The organism is Mesorhizobium sp. B2-3-4 (genome assembly GCF_006442315.1).
Lineage (GTDB): Bacteria > Pseudomonadota > Alphaproteobacteria > Rhizobiales > Rhizobiaceae > Mesorhizobium.
This window is the reverse complement of the sequence record NZ_VFVY01000011.1, coordinates 97,339-115,070: the sequence shown is the minus strand read 5'-3', so window position 1 is coordinate 115,070 and position 17,732 is coordinate 97,339. Positions and strand designations below refer to the sequence as shown.

18 protein-coding genes are annotated in these 17,732 nt (G+C 64.7%); 7 read left to right on the top strand and 11 right to left on the bottom strand.

Annotated elements, in window-relative coordinates; all coding sequences use genetic code 11:
- Positions 1 to 56 precede the first annotated feature (56 nt).
- The 3 genes from FJ967_RS17985 to FJ967_RS17975 all read left to right on the top strand — a co-directional run bounded on the left by FJ967_RS17985 (position 57) and on the right by FJ967_RS17975 (position 3,053).
- Positions 57 to 956 carry a LysR family transcriptional regulator gene (locus FJ967_RS17985; protein ID WP_140733164.1) on the top strand — a complete coding sequence of 300 codons (900 nt, stop codon included), beginning with the start codon at positions 57 to 59 and terminating at the stop codon, positions 954 to 956.
- A 154-nt stretch (positions 957 to 1,110) separates the two neighbouring features.
- On the top strand, positions 1,111 to 1,779 hold the full coding sequence (locus tag FJ967_RS17980) for a DUF1007 family protein (protein ID WP_140733163.1): 669 nt from the start codon (positions 1,111 to 1,113) through the stop codon (positions 1,777 to 1,779).
- A 5-nt stretch (positions 1,780 to 1,784) separates the two neighbouring features.
- Complete coding sequence (locus FJ967_RS17975) at positions 1,785 to 3,053, top strand: nickel/cobalt transporter (RefSeq protein WP_181175956.1); 1,269 nt, start codon at positions 1,785 to 1,787, stop codon at positions 3,051 to 3,053.
- Between the two features lie 173 nt (positions 3,054 to 3,226).
- Here FJ967_RS17975 and denD read toward each other — a convergent pair whose 3' ends face one another.
- The 4 genes from denD to FJ967_RS17955 all read right to left on the bottom strand — a co-directional run bounded on the left by denD (position 3,227) and on the right by FJ967_RS17955 (position 6,175).
- Entirely contained in the window at positions 3,227 to 4,201 is a 975-nt protein-coding gene (gene denD / locus FJ967_RS17970) for a D-erythronate dehydrogenase (RefSeq protein WP_140733162.1), read from the bottom strand.
- Positions 4,202 to 4,211: 10 nt separating this feature from the next.
- On the bottom strand, positions 4,212 to 4,424 hold the full coding sequence (locus FJ967_RS17965) for a hypothetical protein (protein WP_140733161.1): 213 nt from the start codon (positions 4,422 to 4,424) through the stop codon (positions 4,212 to 4,214).
- Positions 4,425 to 4,513: 89 nt separating this feature from the next.
- Positions 4,514 to 5,476, bottom strand: a complete 963-nt coding sequence (locus FJ967_RS17960) for a cation diffusion facilitator family transporter (RefSeq protein ID WP_140733160.1) — start codon at positions 5,474 to 5,476, stop codon at positions 4,514 to 4,516.
- A 12-nt stretch (positions 5,477 to 5,488) separates the two neighbouring features.
- The gene (locus tag FJ967_RS17955; protein ID WP_140733159.1) at positions 5,489 to 6,175 is read right to left on the bottom strand and encodes a GNAT family protein; all 687 of its coding nucleotides are present in this window, start codon (positions 6,173 to 6,175) and stop codon (positions 5,489 to 5,491) included.
- 83 nt (positions 6,176 to 6,258) lie between these two features.
- Here FJ967_RS17955 and FJ967_RS17950 point away from each other — a divergent pair, with 83 nt between their 5' ends.
- Both FJ967_RS17950 and FJ967_RS17945 read left to right on the top strand, forming a co-directional pair.
- Positions 6,259 to 7,443: a pyridoxal phosphate-dependent aminotransferase gene (locus FJ967_RS17950; RefSeq protein ID WP_140733158.1), complete on the top strand. Its 1,185-nt coding sequence runs from the start codon at positions 6,259 to 6,261 to the stop codon at positions 7,441 to 7,443.
- Positions 7,444 to 7,584: 141 nt separating this feature from the next.
- Entirely contained in the window at positions 7,585 to 7,959 is a 375-nt protein-coding gene (locus tag FJ967_RS17945; protein WP_140733157.1) for a YciI family protein, read from the top strand.
- Positions 7,960 to 7,980: 21 nt separating this feature from the next.
- Here the strand turns inward: FJ967_RS17945 and FJ967_RS17940 are convergent, their stop codons facing one another.
- The 3 genes from FJ967_RS17940 to FJ967_RS17930 form a co-directional block, all read right to left on the bottom strand.
- Positions 7,981 to 8,736, bottom strand: a complete 756-nt coding sequence (locus tag FJ967_RS17940) for an SDR family oxidoreductase (protein ID WP_140733156.1) — start codon at positions 8,734 to 8,736, stop codon at positions 7,981 to 7,983.
- Between the two features lie 293 nt (positions 8,737 to 9,029).
- Positions 9,030 to 9,767 (bottom strand): tellurite resistance TerB family protein, encoded by a 738-nt coding sequence (locus FJ967_RS17935; RefSeq protein ID WP_140733155.1) that lies wholly within the window; start codon positions 9,765 to 9,767, stop codon positions 9,030 to 9,032.
- 117 nt (positions 9,768 to 9,884) lie between these two features.
- Positions 9,885 to 10,817 (bottom strand): rhodanese-related sulfurtransferase, encoded by a 933-nt coding sequence (locus FJ967_RS17930; RefSeq protein ID WP_140733154.1) that lies wholly within the window; start codon positions 10,815 to 10,817, stop codon positions 9,885 to 9,887.
- A 199-nt stretch (positions 10,818 to 11,016) separates the two neighbouring features.
- Between FJ967_RS17930 and FJ967_RS17925 the strand changes: the two genes are divergently transcribed.
- Positions 11,017 to 11,655, top strand: coding sequence for a 2-dehydro-3-deoxy-phosphogluconate aldolase (locus FJ967_RS17925; protein WP_140733153.1), 639 nt, complete (start codon positions 11,017 to 11,019; stop codon positions 11,653 to 11,655).
- Between the two features lie 6 nt (positions 11,656 to 11,661).
- Here FJ967_RS17925 and FJ967_RS17920 read toward each other — a convergent pair whose 3' ends face one another.
- A complete protein-coding gene (locus FJ967_RS17920; RefSeq protein ID WP_140733152.1) occupies positions 11,662 to 12,411 on the bottom strand; it encodes an SDR family NAD(P)-dependent oxidoreductase in 750 nt (249 codons plus the stop codon).
- A gap of 112 nt (positions 12,412 to 12,523) precedes the next feature.
- Here FJ967_RS17920 and FJ967_RS17915 point away from each other — a divergent pair, with 112 nt between their 5' ends.
- The gene (locus tag FJ967_RS17915) at positions 12,524 to 13,435 is read left to right on the top strand and encodes an AraC family transcriptional regulator (RefSeq protein WP_246675297.1); all 912 of its coding nucleotides are present in this window, start codon (positions 12,524 to 12,526) and stop codon (positions 13,433 to 13,435) included.
- A gap of 83 nt (positions 13,436 to 13,518) precedes the next feature.
- Here the strand turns inward: FJ967_RS17915 and FJ967_RS33430 are convergent, their stop codons facing one another.
- The 3 genes from FJ967_RS33430 to FJ967_RS17905 all read right to left on the bottom strand — a co-directional run bounded on the left by FJ967_RS33430 (position 13,519) and on the right by FJ967_RS17905 (position 17,720).
- The gene (locus FJ967_RS33430; protein ID WP_181175954.1) at positions 13,519 to 13,695 is read right to left on the bottom strand and encodes a hypothetical protein; all 177 of its coding nucleotides are present in this window, start codon (positions 13,693 to 13,695) and stop codon (positions 13,519 to 13,521) included.
- A gap of 274 nt (positions 13,696 to 13,969) precedes the next feature.
- Entirely contained in the window at positions 13,970 to 15,802 is a 1,833-nt protein-coding gene (locus tag FJ967_RS17910; RefSeq protein WP_140733151.1) for a DUF882 domain-containing protein, read from the bottom strand.
- Positions 15,803 to 16,181: 379 nt separating this feature from the next.
- Complete coding sequence (locus tag FJ967_RS17905; RefSeq protein WP_140733150.1) at positions 16,182 to 17,720, bottom strand: sigma-54 dependent transcriptional regulator; 1,539 nt, start codon at positions 17,718 to 17,720, stop codon at positions 16,182 to 16,184.
- Between the last annotated feature and the right edge of the window lie 12 nt (positions 17,721 to 17,732).

Genomic DNA, 17,732 nt, shown 5'->3' with positions numbered 1-17,732 from the left:
CCGCATGGATCCGTTTCGACGCGACACGCTTTGACCGCCGCACGAAAGACCTGATCATGGACACACTGACCCGCATGCGTGCCTTCATCGATGTCGTCGAGGCCGAGGGCTTTTCGGCGGCGGCGCGCAAGATCGGCCGCTCCAAGGCGCTGCTGTCGAAATATGTGCGCGAGCTGGAGGACGAGCTCGGCGCGCTGCTTTTGAACCGCACCACGCGCCAGTTCTCGATGACCGAGGCCGGCCACACCTATTACCGGCGCGCCTCGGAGATCGTACGCGAGGTCGATAGCCTGGCCGACGCCGTGCGCGAATCCTCCGGCGACGTGCGCGGCCGCATCAAGCTGTCGGCGCCGCGCACCTTCGCCGACGCGCCGATCGGCCAGTCGCTGATCGACTTCGCCAAGCAATATCCCGAGATCGTGCTCGACATCCAGCTCGACGACCGGTTCGTCGACCTGGTCGAGGAAGGCTTCGACCTCGCCGTGCGCATCTCGCGACTGGAGAACTCGTCGCTGATCGCCAGGCGGCTGGCGCCGTTTTCGATCAAGCTCTGCGGCTCTCCCGAGCTGATCGCCAGACACGGCATGCCGACGCGACCACAGGATCTCGGCCACATGCCGTGCATCGTCGACACCAATGGCCGCGGCCTGAACAATTGGCCGTTCAAGGGCGACAATGGCGATCCGGTGAGCATCGCCGTGTCGGGCCCGATCGAGGTCAACAGCCCGATGGCGGCGCGTGCCGCTGCCTTGTCCGGGCTGGGGTTCTGCATCCTGCCCGATTTCATCGCCGCGCCCGACCTCAAGAGTGGCCAGTTGGTCGCGGTCCTGGACGACCGCATCCTGGCGGGCGGCGGCATCTTCGCCGTCTATCCGCATCGCCGTTATCTGCCGGCCAAGGTACGCGTTTTCGTCGACTTCCTGGTGCAGTGGTTCAGGACGCGCGAGAGCGCTTGATCGGCCTGACCGCAAGGCGCGCCGTCTCCCATACGCCCGGCGGCGCCGGTAACCCCGGCGCACTTTTGGGTGAAGAGGCTCCCGTGTCCCAATTTCGCCCGCTTTTTGACAACTCTCGACAACTCCTCAGAGGCCGATGGAATCGCGATCTGGAATGCACCTGAAACGGCACGCAATCATGCTGGCTTCGGCCATGGCGGCGACCTTTGCCGCGACGGGACCGGCCGAGGTGCACCCGCATGTCTTCGCCGAGGCCCGCCTCGACGTGATCCTGTCCCCGGATCACCAAAGTGTGAAAGCGCTGCGTCATCTCTGGCGCTTCGACGAGCTGTTTTCCAGTACGGTGATGATGGAGTTCGACAAGAACTCCGACCTTAAGCTTGACGACAAGGAGCTGAAGGATGTCGCCGACACCGTCCATGCCTCGCTGGCCGAGTTCAACTATTTCCAGCTCGTCACCCAGGACGGCAAGGATGTGGCAATGACCCCGCCGCCGCACCTGATGGCCAATTTCGATAACGACCAGCTCATCATCCTGTTCGAATCCGAGCCCAAGGTGCCGATCAAACTGACCGGCAAGATCGACATCGGCGTCTACGATCCGACCTTCTACACGGCGATCGACTTCACCGAGGATTCCAACATCACGGTCGCCGGCCTGCCGTCGAACTGCACCAGCAAGGTCGTCCGTCCCGACCCGGACGAAGCCATCAAGGAAAACCAGAAGACCTTGACCGATGCCTTCTTCAACGATCCGACAGGCACCGACATGAGCAAGATCTTCGCCACCAAGCTCGAACTGAACTGTCAGCCAGAAGGATAGATCCGGTGAACCTGATCGGGAGCTGTTCGAAATCGCCCCTGCGTTTGGCGCTCGGCCTGTTGGCCCTGACCTTTGCCGCGCTGCATTTCGCCGGCGCCGCGCATGCCCAGAGTTCGCTCGGCATCGGCGTCAATGACGGCATGGCGCCGACCACGGGACCCTTCGCCCATATCCTGATGTGGATCAATCTCAGGCAGCAGGAATTCTACCGCGCGCTGGCAACAGCCATGAAGGCGATGCGCCAGGACAACAGCAAGCTCTGGGTGCTCATCGGCCTGTCCTTCGCCTATGGCATTTTCCACGCCGCCGGCCCCGGTCACGGCAAGGCTGTCATCTCGTCCTACATGGTGGCCAATGAAGTCGCGCTGCGGCGCGGCATCCTGTTGTCCTTCGTCTCGGCGCTGGTCCAGGGCCTGACCGCGATTGGGGTCATGGCCGCCGCCTATTTCGTCCTGCGCGGCACCGCCGTCTCGATGACCGACGCGGCCTGGTTCATGGAGATCATGAGCTTCGTCTTCGTTACCCTGTTCGGCGCCTGGCTCTTGTGGCGCAAACTCGGCCCGTCCATCCTGCGCCTGTTCGGGCGAGGGCCGGCCTACAGCCTGTCGGCCGCGCATGCGGGTCATTCACACGCAGGTCATTCACACGCAGGTCATTCGCACGCAGGCCATTCGCATGCGGGTCATTCGCATGGCGCCCATTCCCATTCGCATGCCGGCCACTCGCATGGCGCTCACAGCCATGCGGCGCATGCCCATTCGCACGCGCTCCATGTGCATGACGACCATGATCATTCTCACGATCATCACGACCATTCGCACGATCACAGCCACGCCGGGCATGATCATGCGCATCATGATCATGCCCACCATGATCACGCGGCCGGCGAGGTCTGCGAAACCTGCGGCCATTCGCATGCCCCCGATCCGGCGCTGCTGTCGGGCGACCGTTTCGACTGGCGCACGGCCTGGACGGCGGTGGCCGCCGTCGGCATCCGCCCCTGCTCCGGCGCGCTGATCGTGCTGAGCTTCGCGCTGCTCAACGGGCTCTGGCTCGGCGGCCTGCTGTCGGTGTTCGCCATGTCGATCGGCACCGCCATCACCGTCTCGGCGCTGGCCACGATCGCGGTTACCGCCAAGAACTGGGCGGTCTATTTCGCCGGCGACGGCCGCATGGGAAACCGCATCCACTCGATCGTCGAGATCGGCGGCGCCGCCTTCGTCTTCCTGTTCGGACTGCTGCTGCTGTCGGCGAGCCTGACAGGCGGCGTTTGAACGCGAGTGGCACCCTAGGGTGTGTCGGGATACAGGTCAGGCCGTGCCGAGAATGGCTGACACCGAGCACCGGAACAGAGCGTACTTGAAGTCCGTGAGCACAGTTCTACTGCGACGCAGTAGAACGGGGAAGCGCAGGGATCAGCCGTTCGCAGGCCGGCATCCCCTGAATATCAAGACACCTTGCCGCCGAGCTCATCCTCGATATGGGCGCGGATGATCTCGTCGAAACTCTTCTCGGCGCTGAAGCCGAGTTCTCTTGACCGCCGGGCCTCGAACCTTGTCGGCCAGCCCTTGACGATCGCCCAGATCGTCTCGTCGGGCACCTCGCGGATCAGGCTGACCGCCTTGGCTCCGGCGACGCGTTCCAGCGCCTCGATCTGCTCGCCGGCGGTGACCGCGACGCCGGGCATCGTCAGGTTGCGGCGCGGCCCCACGGCGGCGCCGTCGATCTCGGCGCCATGGATCAGGAAATTCACCGCCGAGCGCGGGCTGGCATGGGTATGCACGACCGAGCGCGGCACCGGCAGGATCGCCTCCTGCCCGCTCAGCGGCTCGCGGATGATGCCGGAGAAGAAGCCGGACGCAGCCTTGTTGGGCTTGCCGGGCCGCACGCAGATCGTCGGCAATCGGATGCCGATACCGTCGAAGAAGCCGCGCCTCGAATAGTCCGCCAGCAGCGCCTCGCTCATCTGCTTCTGCGTGCCGTAGGAGGTCAGCGGCGTCGGGTGGAACTCGTCGGGAATGACATCCGGGAACGGCGCGCCGAACACCGCGATCGACGAGGTGAAGACGACGCGCGGCGCAAACCCGGCCAGGCGGATGGCATCGAACAGCGCGCGCGTGCCGTCGAGGTTGACGCGGTAGCCGAGCTCGAAATTGGCCTCGGCCTCGCCAGACACGATGCCGGCAAGATGGAAGACGACATCGGGGCGTGATGCAACCAGGCGTTCTGCGGCGCCGGCTTGGGCAAGGTCGCCGGTGTGCGGCGTAACGCTGACGCCGTCCATGGCGGGCGCCTGCGGCGGCACGATGTCGTGCAGGTCGAGCGCGGTGATCTTGCTGCCACGCAACGTGCCGTCCTTGGCCAGCCGGGCGATGAGTTTGCGGCCGACCATGCCGGCGGCCCCCGTGATCAGAATACGCATGTCGAGAATCCTATTTGCCCTGATTTTTGCGCTGGTTGCGGGCACGCAGCCAGAACACCAAGAAAAAAGCCAGCACGAAGGCGATGCCAAAGATGCCTGCCAGCACGGTCGAAAAACTGCCGAGTGCCAACATCACGGTCGGCAGATAGAAGGCGGCAATACCGAACAGAAGCATGATCCATATCGCCGCGATGGCCGCATTGCGCGTATCACGGTCCATCATGCCGCACCGGAGCTGCGATCGTTCATCGGGCTGAATTTCAAAGCTGGAGAACTCCTGAGGCAGGTCCGCTCGATGCTCATCGATCGGGCCTAGTGGTAGTGGCCGTGATGCGGGGCCGCGTCATGCTCATGCTCATGCTCGCGGTCGTCATCGGCGCATTGTCCGAATTCCGGTTCGACTGTGGCATGGCTGATGCCGTGCTCGCTGGCAAGCCGCTTCTTGATCGCGCTGACCGCCTGATGGGCATCGATGCCTTCGTCGAGGCAGGCATGCAGCGTCGCCATGCTGCTCGTCCCGTCGAGCGACCAGATGTGCATGTGGTGCACTTCGCGCACGCCCCTGATCGTCTTGACCAGGTCCCGGGCGACCAGATCCCGGTTGAGGCTCGGCGGCACGCCTTCTAGCAGGACGTGGGCGGCGGCGCGCATCAGCGACCAGGCGGTCGACAGGATCAGCAGCGAGACAAGTACGGACAGGATCGGGTCGATCGGCGTCCAGCCGGTCGTCAGGATGACCAGCGCAGCCACGATCGCGGCGGCTGAGCCGAGCAGGTCGCCCAGCACATGCAGGATGGCGCCGCGCATGTTGAGGCTCTCGCGGTCGCCGCCATGCAGCACCAGGAAGGAGCCGATATTGACCAGCAGGCCGAGGATCGCCACCACCAGCATCGGTCCGCCCAGCACCGGCGCCGGTGTCAGCAAGCGATCCCACGCTTCGTAGACGATCCACAGCGCGATCACGAAAATGGCGATGCCGTTGGTGTAGGCCACCAGCGTCTTGACCCGGCCGAAGCCATAGGTGAGCTGCCCGGTCGCCGGCCGGCTGGCGAGATGGAAGGCATACCAGGCGAGGCCGAGCGCGATGGCGTCGGCCAACATGTGGCCGGCATCGGCCAGCAACGCCAGCGATCCGGTCAGGAGACCGCCGAGCGCCTCGGCAACCATGAAGCCGGCGGTCAGGCAAGCCGCGATCAGGACGCGTTTCTTGTCGGTCGAGCCATGCACGTGGCCGGCGCCGTGGTCATGCCCGCTGTGATCGTGGGTATGGGCCAATGGCTACTCCCGTTACGCGCCGAACGCCGCGCGAAAATCCTCCAGCCGGCGCTTCTGCTGGCCATTGGCGTCGAAGTTGGCCGGATCGAGCCAGGCTTCATAGGCCTGGCGCAGGGACGGCCATTCCTTGTCGATGATCGAATACCATGCGGTGTCGCGGTTTTCACCCTTGACGACGATGTGCTGGCGGAAAATGCCCTCGAACTTGAAGCCGAACCGTTCGGCGGCGCGCTTCGATGGCTCGTTGCGGTTGTTGCACTTCCATTCGTAGCGGCGATAGCCGAGCTCGTCGAAGATGTACTTCATGAACAGGAACTGCGCTTCCGTCGCCGCTGGTTTGCGCGAGATCAGCGGCCCCCAGTAGATATTGCCGATCTCGATGACACCATGCGTCGCATCGATGCGCATCAGCGTCTGGCGTCCGGCAACCTTGCCGCTGGCCTTGTCGATGACCGCAAAGAACAGCGGATCCTCGCTTGCCGCGGATTTCTCCAGCCACGGCTGCAAGGCGGCACGGCTCTCAGGGACATTGTCGAACAGCCAGCGAAACCGTGCATCGCCATCGGCGACGGCCGACGCCTCGTAGAGGCCATCGCCATGCGCTGCAGCGCTCAGCGGCTCCAGGCGGACGGTACGCCCCTCCAGAACTTTCCGCTCGGGTCGCGGGCGTGGCTGCCAATTCGCAAGATTTTCCGACACCAAAAACTCCAATCCGTTTGACTTTTGCCCGGTGAGGCTCACAAAAACGCAACCTCACAGTAAGAACCACACGGACGGGAAAAATGCTCCACACGATTTCGGCCTTCGACCGTCTCGGCGAGGAAAATGCATTCGCGGTGCTCGCGCGGGCAACCGCGCTGGCGAGCCAGGGACGCGACATTGTCAACCTCGGCATCGGCCAGCCGGACTTCAAGACGCCGCAGCACATCGTCGAGGCGGCGATCAAGGCGCTGCGTGACGGCCACCATGGCTACACGCCGGCCAACGGCCTGTTGGCGACCCGCGAGGCGGTGGTGCGGCGCACGCTGACGACCACCGGCGTCGAGGTTTCGCCGGAAGCGGTGATGATCATGCCCGGCGGCAAGCCGACCATGTTCGCCGCCATAATGATGTTCGGCGAGCCGGGCGCGGAAATCCTCTATCCCGACCCCGGCTTTCCCATCTACCGTTCGATGATCGAGTTTACCGGCGCGGCCCCCATTCCCGTGCCCATGCGTGAGGAAAACGGCTTCGCCTTCTCGGCCGAAGAGACGCTGGCGCTGATCACTCCGAAGACCAGGCTGCTGATCCTCAACTCGCCCGCCAACCCGACCGGCGGCGTGACGCCCCGGGCCGAGATCGAAAAGCTGGTCAAGGGGCTGGAGAAGCACCCCGATGTCGCCATCCTCTCCGACGAGATCTACGACGTCATGACCTATGACGGCGAGACGCATTGCTCGCTGCTTGGCTTTCCCGAGATCCGCGACCGGCTGATCGTGCTCAACGGCTGGTCCAAGACCTGGGCGATGACCGGTTGGCGAATGGGCTGGTCGATCTGGCCGAACGGCGAAAAGGGCGCCCATCTCTACGACAAGGTGCGCAAGCTGGCGGTCAATTGCTGGTCCTGCGTCAACGCGCCGAGCCAGTTCGCCGGCATCGCCGCCATCGACGGCCCGCAGGACGACGTCGACAAGATGATGCGCGCCTTCGACAACCGCCGCAAGATCGTCGTCGAAGGGCTGAACGCACTGCCCAACATTTCCTGCATCACGCCCAAGGGCGCGTTCTATGCCTTTCCCAATGTCTCGAAGACCGGCTGGAAGGCGAAGAAACTCGCCTCCGCCTTGCTCGACGATGCCGGCGTGGCGCTGATCGGCGGCCCCGATTTCGGCATTCTCGGCGAAGGCTATATCAGGCTCTCCTACGCCAATTCCGAGGAGAACATCCTGCGCGCGCTGGAGCGGATCGGAGCATTCCTGGCCAGGTAGCGTCCGGCGCCTTGGCACCCTCGCCGATACGTGCCCAGCCAGTCGATGTCATGATCCGTCCGGAGGCTCATGGCCAAGGCTGGGCGAGCCGGCCGCGAACCGCTACGGTCCGCGATCACCATCGAAGTGGGATGCCTCTGAATGTTCTATGCAATCCTAGCCTATCACGTCGAAGACGCGATCGAGGCGCTGACGCCGCAGGAAGACGCGGCGCTGATGGCCGATCTGCTGAAGATCAACACCCGGCTTCATGCGGAAGGCACGCTTGGACCGTCGGCGCGCTTGGGGTCGACGGAGGATGCCTGCACGCTGCGCGGGCCGGGCGAAGGCGTGGTCCTCGACGGGCCTTTCGCCGAGACCAAGGAACAGTTGCTCGGTCTCTACGTCGTCGACTGTGTCACCAGGGACGACGCCATCGCGATCGCCCGCGACCTTCGCCGTGTCAACCCGACCGCCGTTTACGAGATCAGGCCCATTCTGCTCTTCAAGCCCGGCGTGCCGCTGGCAGGTAAGTAAAACGAGGGCGAGGCCCGCCGCTCACCCGCGCCCGACGAACGGCATCTTCGTCGCCATCACCGTCATGAACAGCACATTGGCGTCGAGCGGCAGGCTGGCCATATGCACCACCGCGTCGGCGACGCGCTGCACATCCATCACCGCCTCGGCTGATATGGAGCCGTTGGCCTGCGGCACGCCGACGGTCATCGGCTGCGCCATGTCGGTCAACGCATTGCCGATGTCGATCTGGCCGCAGGCAATGTCATAGGGACGGCCGTCGAGCGCCAGCGTCTTGGTCAGCCCGGTAATGGCGTGCTTGGTCGCCGTATAGGGCACGGAACCCGGACGCGGCGCATAGGCCGACACCGACCCGTTGTTGATGATGCGGCCGCCCATCGGCTTCTGCTTGCGCATGGCGCCGAAAGCGGCGCGCGCGCACAGGAACGAGCCGGTGAGATTGACGCCGACGATATCGTTCCAGATTTCGACCGGAATCTCGTCGATCGGCGTCGACTTGTAGCCCATGCCGGCATTGTTGAAGAGCAGGTCGACGCGGCCGAACGCCTCCGCCACCGTCTCGAAGAGATCGTCGACCTCGGCTGCCTTGCTGATGTCGCAGGCCACCGCCAATGCCTTGGCTCCGGTCGGCCCGATCTCGGCGATGGCGGCGTCAAGGACCGGCTTGCGGCGTCCGCAGAACACCGTGTTCCATCCGGCCTTGAGCAATGCCGCGGCGACGCTCTTGCCTATACCCGTGCCGGCGCCGGTAACGATGGCGGTTTTTTGCTCTGTCATGGCAGATGTCCTCCGGCCGCGCCGCGCGTGCCCGACTGATTTTCAGGATTTGGTTCGCAAGAAGGCATCGCAAATGACGGCGGCTATGGCAAGCACGGCCATTGGGGCATGTCTTCGAAAATGGAACCCTCGCAGAAGGCCCGAACGGGGCCGACAAAAAGGGCGGTCATTGGCGACCGCCCTGATCTGAACCGGGCTTGGGAGGAGGAAAGCCGATCCGACTGCGTAGAATGATGCGCTTCCTGAGTTAACGAAAGGTTAACGCTCCAGGAAGCACCTGTACCGATCCGGGGCTACCAGCGCGGATTGGGTGACGTACCGCCTGCAGCAGGCACTTTCGCCGCCGAAACCGTCGCCTCGACATGGTCGACCAGTGCATCCGGTAGGCCAAGCCGCCCGGCAAGCAAGTCTAGATAACCACGCTCCGCGCGCGTGTCCGGGTCGATGGTCAGACGCGACGCCGTATAGAGCTCCAGCTTCTGCGCGTCGGTCTTGGCGCCCGCCACCAGCGTGTCGAGATCGAGCGGGCTTTCCAGCTCCGCCATCAGGAATTTTTCCGCATCGGCGCCGATCCCGGCGAGGCTGACCTTGCCGGCGATCTTGCGGCGTTCCTCATCGTCGACATGGCCGTCGGCCTTGGCCGCCGAGATCATCGCCCGCACCAGGGTCAGCGTGAACTCATCCTCGCCTTGCGGCGCCTGTGACGGATGGAAGGCGGTATCCTTGGGCGGCGGCAGCAATTCCGGCTCGCCGGCGGCAGGTGCCTGTTCCGGAGCGTTGCCGGCCTTGTAGTTCTGATAGGCCTTGTAGGCGAGGCCGCCGATGGCGGCCAGCCCGCCGAGCTTCACCGCGGCACCCGTCACCTGGCGGCCGGTGCCGGTCCCAAGCAGCACCGCGGCCAGCGCGCCGGCGGCCAGCGGATTGTCCTTGGCCATCTGCACCGCTTGCCCGGCCTTGTCGCGGACCGTGCCGCTGGTGCCTGGAATTTGCGAACCGAGCAGATCGTCGAGAAGCTTCTTGGGATCGAACATTCAGTGCCTCCAGCGTTTGCCCGGCCGAACGGGCAGGTTTTGAACGCCGAAGACGTAGGACCCCAAGCTTGACATTGCAATGACAGGCCCCTGCTTTGCCGGAACCTTCGGCCGGGATCAGGACCCGATATGCGGCCCCCTGCCCCGGGCTTGCGCGAGCTCGACCTGCCGCTGGCGCTCGGCGTAGCGCTTGCGGTCTTCGTCCGTGCGGGCATCGAAGCAATGCGGGCAGGAAATGCCGGCGGCATATTTCGGCGACGCCAGGTCGCTCTGCGTCAGCGGATGGCGGCAGGCGCGACACAATTCCGCATCGCCCTCGGCAAGACCGTGCGACACCGAAACCCGCTCGTCGAAGACGAAGCACTCGCCTTGCCATAGGCTCTGTTCGGCTGGAACCTCCTCAAGGTATTTGAGGATACCGCCCTTGAGATGGAATACGTCCTCGAACCCGAGGGATTTGACATAGGCGGTCGCCTTCTCGCAGCGAATGCCGCCAGTGCAGAACATCGCCACCTTGCGGCCTTCGAGCTCCGCCTTGTGCGCTTCCACCCAGGCGGGGAATTCACGAAAGCTCGCCGTTGCCGGATCGACCGCGCCCTTGAAGGTGCCGATCGAGACCTCATAGGCATTGCGTGTGTCGATGACGATCGTCTCGGCCCGCGAGATCAGCGCGTTCCAGTCGCCCGGCTCCACATAGGTGCCGGCACTTCTCGCAGGGTCGATGTCCTCGACGCCCATGGTGACGATCTCGCGCTTCAGCCGCACCTTCATGCGGTGGAACGGCATGGCGGCGGCAGCACTGTATTTGACCTCGAGGCCGGCCAGGCCGTCGATGCTTTCGAGATGCGCGATCAGTTCGGCGATCGCCGTCTCCGTGCCGGCGACCGTGCCGTTGATGCCTTCATGCGCCAGGAGCAGCGTGCCCTTGATGCCGCGCCCGCAGCAGAAGGCGGCGAGCGGCGCGCGCAAGGCCTCGAAGGCATCGAGCCGGGCGAAACGATAGAGCGCGGCGACGCGGACTGGCTGGGATGGCGCGGACTGTATTGTCATTGCCAGAGCACCTAGACGCTCGTAGAAGCCGATTCAAGGCGAAACGGGTTCGCGGCGCCTGTCATGGTGCTGTCGGCGAAGAAGCACTAAGCTCGGCGCACCGCGTGACATCGCGCCGCGACGGGTTCCGTGGACAGGGCAATACCCGTCTGCTAATCGGTTGAAATCCCCCGACACAGCGCTCGACAAGGAGAGACAGATGCCCAGCAAGACCGAGAAACTCCTGTCGCTGCTCAATGGCCAACCAGTCATTCCGGTGCTCAAGATAGCCAATGTCGCCGATGCGGTGCCGCTGGCCCGCGCGCTGGCACGGGGTGGCCTGCCGGCGATCGAGATCACGCTGCGGACCGCGGACGCGCTCGAAGCGATCCGGCGCGTGGCGGGCGAGGTCGAGGAGGCCATCGTCGGCGCCGGCACCATTCTGGATGCCAGGCAGTTCGACGAGGCGGCCAGCGCCGGTTCGCGCTTTATCGTCAGCCCCGGCATCACCGGTCAGCTTCTGGCGGCGGCCGCCGCCAGCGAGGTTCCGCTGCTGCCCGGAGCCATCACACCGGGCGAGATCATGGCCGCCCGCGAGGCCGGCCTGCGCTTCCTGAAATTCTTCCCGGCCGAACAGTCCGGCGGCATCGCATCGCTGAAGGCCTTCGCCTCGCCGCTGGCGGACGTCAAATTCTGCCCGACCGGCGGCATCACCGGCAAGAACGCGGCCGACTATCTCAGCCTGCCCAATGTCATCTGCGTCGGCGGGTCGTGGGTCGCGCCGGACGATCTCGTCAAGGCCGGCGGATGGGACGAGATCGAGGCATTGGCGCGTGCGGCGAGCAAGCTCGGAAAGTAACCGCGCTCACCAGGGCAGAGGACCGTTCTCGTCGAAATAGCCGCCGGTCGGTCCGCCCGCGTCCAGCGCTGCCAGGCGCACCACGATCTCGGCCGCCTGCTCGACCGTGCGGTGGCCTTTGTGACCGTTGAGATCGGTGGCGGTGTAGCCGGGCGCGGCGGCATTGACCATGATGCCCCGGGGCGACAGCTCCCTGGCGAAGGCCACGGTAATGGCGTTGAGCGCCGTCTTCGAACTGCCATAGCCCATGACATTGGGCGACGGGCCTTCGCCGGCCGCGCGCGCGATCGAGCCGAGATAGCTGCTCACCATGACGATGCGCGCGGCGGGCGCCGCCTCGAGCAGCGGCAGGAACGCCTGGGTGACGCGAACCGGACCGAAGACGTTGACGTCGTAAGTGGCCTTCATGTCGGCGACATCCTCGAGACTTGGCGGCCGCTCATAGCGGCCATCCCGCCCGAGCGCGTCGACATAGCCGGGCGCGATGCCGGCATTGTTGACCAGCACGTCAAGGCTGGGTGTCCTTGCCGCGACGGCGCTGGCCGCGGCAGCCACGCTTTCGTCGCTGGTCACATCGAGCTCGAGCCATTCGACGTCGAACCCTTCGCCGGCAAGCGCCTCGGCCGCGGCCGTGCCGCGTCTCGAATCCCGAGCGCCGAGCCAGACCTTGAACCCCATCGCCGCGAGACGCCGGGCGGTCTCCAGGCCAATACCCTTGTTGGCGCCGGTCACCAGCGCGTTCTTCTGTGTCGTCATTTCGATGTCTCCTTTTGCGTGATCCAGAAATGACGCAAGCTGGCCGGCTTCGCGCGCCGGAAGCTCTCATACTCTTGCCTAAACCTCTCACTTGGTTGCGTGGCCGGTGCGAATGAGCAATGCTGAAACGATGAGCGAAGTGCTGCAGGAGTTGATCGCAATCGCCGGCCGTCATGCCCATGGGCGACGGACGAAGACTGCTATCCCGCGCGTTACCATCGGCCGCAGCGAGGTTGCGACATCGCCGCTGCCCGAGCTTTGCCAGCCGACGGTCCTCTTCGTCCTGCAGGGCACCAAATCGGTGCTCATCGGCGACCGCACGCTTGCCTATAGTGCCGGCAGTTGTTTCGTATACGCGGTCGAGACCCCTGCCACCAGCCAGTTGATCCAGGCGAGTCCCGCCCATCCCTATCTGGCCATCGCCTTCGCCCTCGATATCGAGGTGATTGCTACCTTCCTGATCGACCATAAGCCGATGATCGGCGGCGACGATTTTGCCACCTACCCAGCCGATGACGACCTGCTCGACGCGTGGCGCCGTATGCTGCGGCTGCTCGACAGGCCGGCGGAAATTCCGGTGCTCGGCCCGATGCTCGAACGGGAAATCGTCTTTCGGCTGCTGCAGGGCCCGCAAGGTGCGAAACTTCGGCAACTCGCCCGTGCCGACGGGCGCCTCTCACAGATTCGCCGCACCACCGCGTGGATACGGGCGCACTACGATGAGCCGATCGACGTGCGGGAACTGGCCGCGCTCGCCCATATGAGCAGTGCCGCCTTCCATCGCCATTTCAAGGCAGCGACAGCGATGAGCCCGCTCCAGTACCAGAAGCAGGTCCGTCTGCTCGAAGCGCGCCATCTGATGCTGGCACAGCCCGGCAATGCCGCGCGCGTCGCCTTCAGCGTCGGCTATGAAAGCGCTTCACAGTTCAGTCGGGAATATGCGCGCCAGTTCGGATTGCCGCCCGCGCGAGACGCAGCGCGGCTTCTGGCACGCGGCGAAGCCGCCACGCTGGAAATTGACTGATGTCGCCAAAAGTCTGCCGGGGTTGACGAAGCACACAAAAAACCGGCCAGCTTTCACTGGCCGGTCTCTTGTTCGGCTGAAGGTCAGTGGCAGACCTTGACCTTCTCGACCACCCGGTGATGGTGAACCCAATGCGTGACCAGCTTGGTTCTGCAGTGATGCCTGTTGTTCTTGATGATGACGGTCTCGGCCTGCGAAGGCACGATCGCGGCCGATGCCGCCGCCAGTGCCAGAACGGATGCAAGTAGAATCTTCTTCATGAATATCCCCAGGTTGGAACGAACCCACCTTAACCCGGAAATGAGTGGCCTGTTCCCGCTTCACGAGAAGTTCAGCCGCGCGTGATCCTCTTGGCCTATCACCGATTTCTCCAGCACCGGTCATCCGCTCGCGGCGATCGCCTCGTGCCTGGCGGACATCGCAGCCAGCCGACAGCACCGCACCAGCGATTGAAAAACGAGCGTGGACATCGTGCTTTCGACAGCAAAAAGCCGCGTCGGTCGCCCGACGCGGCTTTGCGTGCTGACTTGTCCCTTATTTCGTCTGGAAGCGCGCTACCGACATGAACTTGACGGCATTACCGGTGAAACGGTTGGCGTCGGCCATCTGGTTGCCCGACTGGAAGCCGGCCGTATAGACCTCGCTCGGCGGCGTATGCACGATGTTGTAGGCGTAGCCCGGCGCGGTCGTCGCGGTCGAAACGGTGGCAACGTTCTCGCCGCTGGTCAGCGCCCAACGGGCGGCTTGGGGTGCAGCGGCAACCACCACGGCCCTCGGGCCGGGTTTCTGGTCGCGGGCGGTGGCCCTGGCTTCCTTGCGCGTCGTCTTCACGCCGGCGCCGATCGCGGCGGCCGGGTCGGACCCCGCCGGGCGGCCCGCGACGGCCTGGCGCGGCGACGCGGCATCGACACCGGACGGATCGTTGAAGGCCGAGCGCGGTTCCGTGGACAATGAAGCGAGCTGATATTCGTCGCCGCCGCCGACCTGGGCATTGGCCTCGTCGAGCACCGCCTTGACCGCATCCGGCTTGGGACGCGCGGTCGGCAGGACGGAGAACGCGTCGGTCGCGGTCTTGCCCTGGTCAGCCGTCTCGGCCAGCGCCATCAGCACATCCTTGCTGGGCGGCGGTGCGAGATCAGCCGGCAGCGAGCGCTCGGGACGCCATGTCGGCAGGGGAATGTTGTTGACGGCAACCTGTGCCGGATCGGCGGCCGCGGCTTCCGCGATCGCCGCCGGATCGGACTTGCCGAAAGGCATGTTCGCCGGCGCCTGCGCGGTCGCAACGGCCTGTTCGGTGGTGGCCGTCGCGTCGGCCATGGCGAAGGGAACGTTCTCAGGCTGCTGCGCGCCGACATCGACCTTCGGCCGCGGTGCGAAGTCGGGCAGCGGAATCTCCTTGGCCGGCAGCGCCGCGATGATCGTCTCCGGCGTATCCTTCTCTGGCTCGGGAGCCTGCTCGTCGGCAATCTGCGGAATGTTGGCGCGCTGGGCGTTCTCGGGGGCGACGATGGCGATGCCCGGCAGGTTGCTGCTCTTGGCTGCCGCGGCCGGCTTCAGGTTTCTAGCCTTGGGCGCGGGGGCAGCCGAGGCGGTCTCGACGTCGGCGCTGTCATCGGCTTCGTCGTCGCCGCCGCCGAAGAAGGCGGAAAGGAACCCGCCGGATTTCTTGCCGCTGCCGCCGGCGCTGGCCAGTTCGATATTGGGTGTGCCCGCGCCCTTGCGCGACTTGTAGGAGGCCAGGGCCTGTTCATAGCCTGGCAGCGGACGGCCATCGCTCGGCACGTGCAGCGTCTTGCCGTTGGGGAACAGGCTGACCAGTTCCTGGCGGCTGATGCCGGGCCAATGGCGCACATTGCCGACATCCATGTGGACGAACGGCGAACCGGAGGTCGGATAGTAGCCGACGCCACCGCCCTGCATCTTGAGGCCGATGTTGCGCAGCTTCTTCAGCGGCACACCGGGAATATAGAAATCCATCGCCTTGCCCAGCATGTGCTGGCTCTTCTCGGCGACACCGCGGCTGCGGCTGCGCAGCATCGAATTGGTCGCCGGCGAACGGTAGCCGCAGACGACCTGGATGTAGTCGGTGGCGCCGCTTTCCCGATAAGCTTCCCAGACCAGGTCCAGCAGGCGCGGGTCCATCTTGGTCGGTTCGTTGCGGCGCCAGTCGCGCAGGATGATGTTGATCTTGCGCAGGCCCTCGGGATCGTAGCGGCCATTGCGCTTGTAGACGATCTCCGCCTTCTCGTGCGTGTGGAGGTGGTAGAGCTTCAGCGAACGAACTTCGGCCTTGGCGCCCGTGGCGGCCGCGGCAACAAAACCAAATGCGACAATCACCGCGGCCAGCCATCTCGGCCAGACGCTCACGTGGTAGTGCCGCCCGTTTGTGAGTCGTTCGATTCTGTTCAAATCAAAAGGCCTTGCAGGCTGCCGTTTGTCCCCGGATTTGCCCAAACGGACGTGTCGTTATCACATCCGAATATCGATCCTAATGGTTAATCATCGCTTATTGAAGCCAAAATGCGGTAACACCATGGCGATATCCCGTCAAAAATTGTCCGCAAGGTTTCTTGGTAAACCGCTGGTTTAGATCAGGATTCCGGTTTTGGCCGAACACGATCTGTTACCATTGGCCTCAATGCGTGAACAAGGCCCCGTCGAGCGTCGCCTCCGGCCCGCCACAATCCAGGGACGGCACCCTGTAAGGCCATATTATGACAAGGGAAACTGGTCCGGGGCTTGTGGCTCAGGAGGCAAGCCTGTCGACGCGGCCGGTTTCCGGGTCGATGCCATATTCCTTGAGCTTGCGGTAAAGCGTCGAGCGGCCGATGCCGAGCCGGCGGGCGACCTCGCTCATCTGGCCGTTGTAGTGATCGATGGCAAGCTTGATCATTTCGAGTTCGACATCGGCCAGCGCACGCACATTGCCGCGCTCGTCGAGCGCCCGCAACGTCCCGAACCGAGGCGCTCCGGCGGGCTGCTCGCGTATGGCCGCCGGTGCGGTCTCGTCGGGTACGACGTCCTCGTCGCGCGGTGCCAGCGGCGGCGCGGCGGCGCCTGCTTCGAACCCGTCATCGACCTCGAGATTGACGGTGCCTTCGACCTGCGCCCGGATCTGCGGGAAATCATCGGCGGTCAGCACCTCGCCTTCGCACAGCACCGAGGCGCGGAAGACGGCGTTTTCGAGCTGCCGGATGTTGCCGGGCCAGTCATAGGCCTGCAGCACGCCGAGCGCCGCCGCCGAAATGCCTTTCAGCCGATGGCGCGGGTCGGCCGGCGCCACCTTCTCCATGAAATGCGTGACCAGATGGGGAATGTCGTCGCGGCGGTCGCGCAGCGGCGGCACGAAGATCGGGTAGACGTTCAGCCGGTAGAACAGGTCCTCGCGGAACTTGCCGTCCTTGACCTGCTGCAGGAGGTTGCGGTGCGTCGCCGAAATCAGCCTTATATCGACCTTGACGGTAGAACGGCCACCGACCGGATCGACCTCGCCCTCCTGGACGGCGCGCAGCAGCTTGACCTGCACGTCGAGCGGCAGGTCGCCGATCTCGTCGAGGAACAGCGTTCCCGAATGCGCCTCGACAAACTTGCCGGTATGCTTGTCGGTGGCGCCGGTGAACGAGCCCTTCTCGTGGCCGAACAGGATGGATTCCACCAGATTGTCCGGGATGGCGCCGCAGTTGACCGTGACGAAGGGTTTGGAGCGTCGGTCGCCGCTGCCCTGGATGGCACGCGCCACCAATTCCTTGCCAACGCCGGATTCACCCTCGATCAGGATCGGGATGTTCGAGGCCGCCGCCTTCTGGCCGAGGCGTATCACCCTGTCCATGGCCGGGCTGTGGGTGACCATGTCCCTGAAGGTCAAAAGCCCGCCGCGTTTGCGCGACGTACGCTTGACCTCGCCCTCGACCGCCTCGACCCTGAGCGCATTGGCAATCGAGGCCTGCAGCCTGTCGGGTGAAGCCGGCTTGACGACGAAGTCGAATGCGCCGTGGCGCATCGCCGAAACCACGGTTTCGATGCCACCCTGCGCGGTCTGCACGATGACCGGCACGCTGATGTCGCGTTCGCGCATCGCCTTCAGCACGCCGATGCCGTCGAGACCGGGCATGACCAGGTCGAGGATCACGACCGAAACGTCGCGGGCATCACGACCGTCGAGAACTTCGAGGCCGGCGGCACCGCCTTCGGCGACGATGGCGGTGTGGCCGAACCGCGTCACCGCCGCCTCGAGCAGCCGGCGCTGCACGGGATCGTCATCGACTATGAGTATGGAACCTGTCATGACTGTCTTGGT

Coding starts and splice junctions, on each gene's coding strand:
- FJ967_RS17935 (WP_140733155.1), bottom strand. CDS start 9,767: ATGTTCGATCCCAAGAAGCTTCTCGACGATCTGCTCGGTTCGCAAATT.
- FJ967_RS17950 (WP_140733158.1), top strand. CDS start 6,259: ATGCTCCACACGATTTCGGCCTTCGACCGTCTCGGCGAGGAAAATGCA.
- denD (WP_140733162.1), bottom strand. CDS start 4,201: ATGCGTATTCTGATCACGGGGGCCGCCGGCATGGTCGGCCGCAAACTC.
- FJ967_RS17925 (WP_140733153.1), top strand. CDS start 11,017: ATGCCCAGCAAGACCGAGAAACTCCTGTCGCTGCTCAATGGCCAACCA.
- FJ967_RS33430 (WP_181175954.1), bottom strand. CDS start 13,695: ATGAAGAAGATTCTACTTGCATCCGTTCTGGCACTGGCGGCGGCATCG.
- FJ967_RS17920 (WP_140733152.1), bottom strand. CDS start 12,411: ATGACGACACAGAAGAACGCGCTGGTGACCGGCGCCAACAAGGGTATT.
- FJ967_RS17980 (WP_140733163.1), top strand. CDS start 1,111: ATGCACCTGAAACGGCACGCAATCATGCTGGCTTCGGCCATGGCGGCG.
- FJ967_RS17905 (WP_140733150.1), bottom strand. CDS start 17,720: ATGACAGGTTCCATACTCATAGTCGATGACGATCCCGTGCAGCGCCGG.
- FJ967_RS17985 (WP_140733164.1), top strand. CDS start 57: ATGGACACACTGACCCGCATGCGTGCCTTCATCGATGTCGTCGAGGCC.
- FJ967_RS17930 (WP_140733154.1), bottom strand. CDS start 10,817: ATGACAATACAGTCCGCGCCATCCCAGCCAGTCCGCGTCGCCGCGCTC.
- FJ967_RS17940 (WP_140733156.1), bottom strand. CDS start 8,736: ATGACAGAGCAAAAAACCGCCATCGTTACCGGCGCCGGCACGGGTATA.
- FJ967_RS17945 (WP_140733157.1), top strand. CDS start 7,585: ATGTTCTATGCAATCCTAGCCTATCACGTCGAAGACGCGATCGAGGCG.
- FJ967_RS17915 (WP_246675297.1), top strand. CDS start 12,524: ATGAGCAATGCTGAAACGATGAGCGAAGTGCTGCAGGAGTTGATCGCA.
- FJ967_RS17965 (WP_140733161.1), bottom strand. CDS start 4,424: ATGATGGACCGTGATACGCGCAATGCGGCCATCGCGGCGATATGGATC.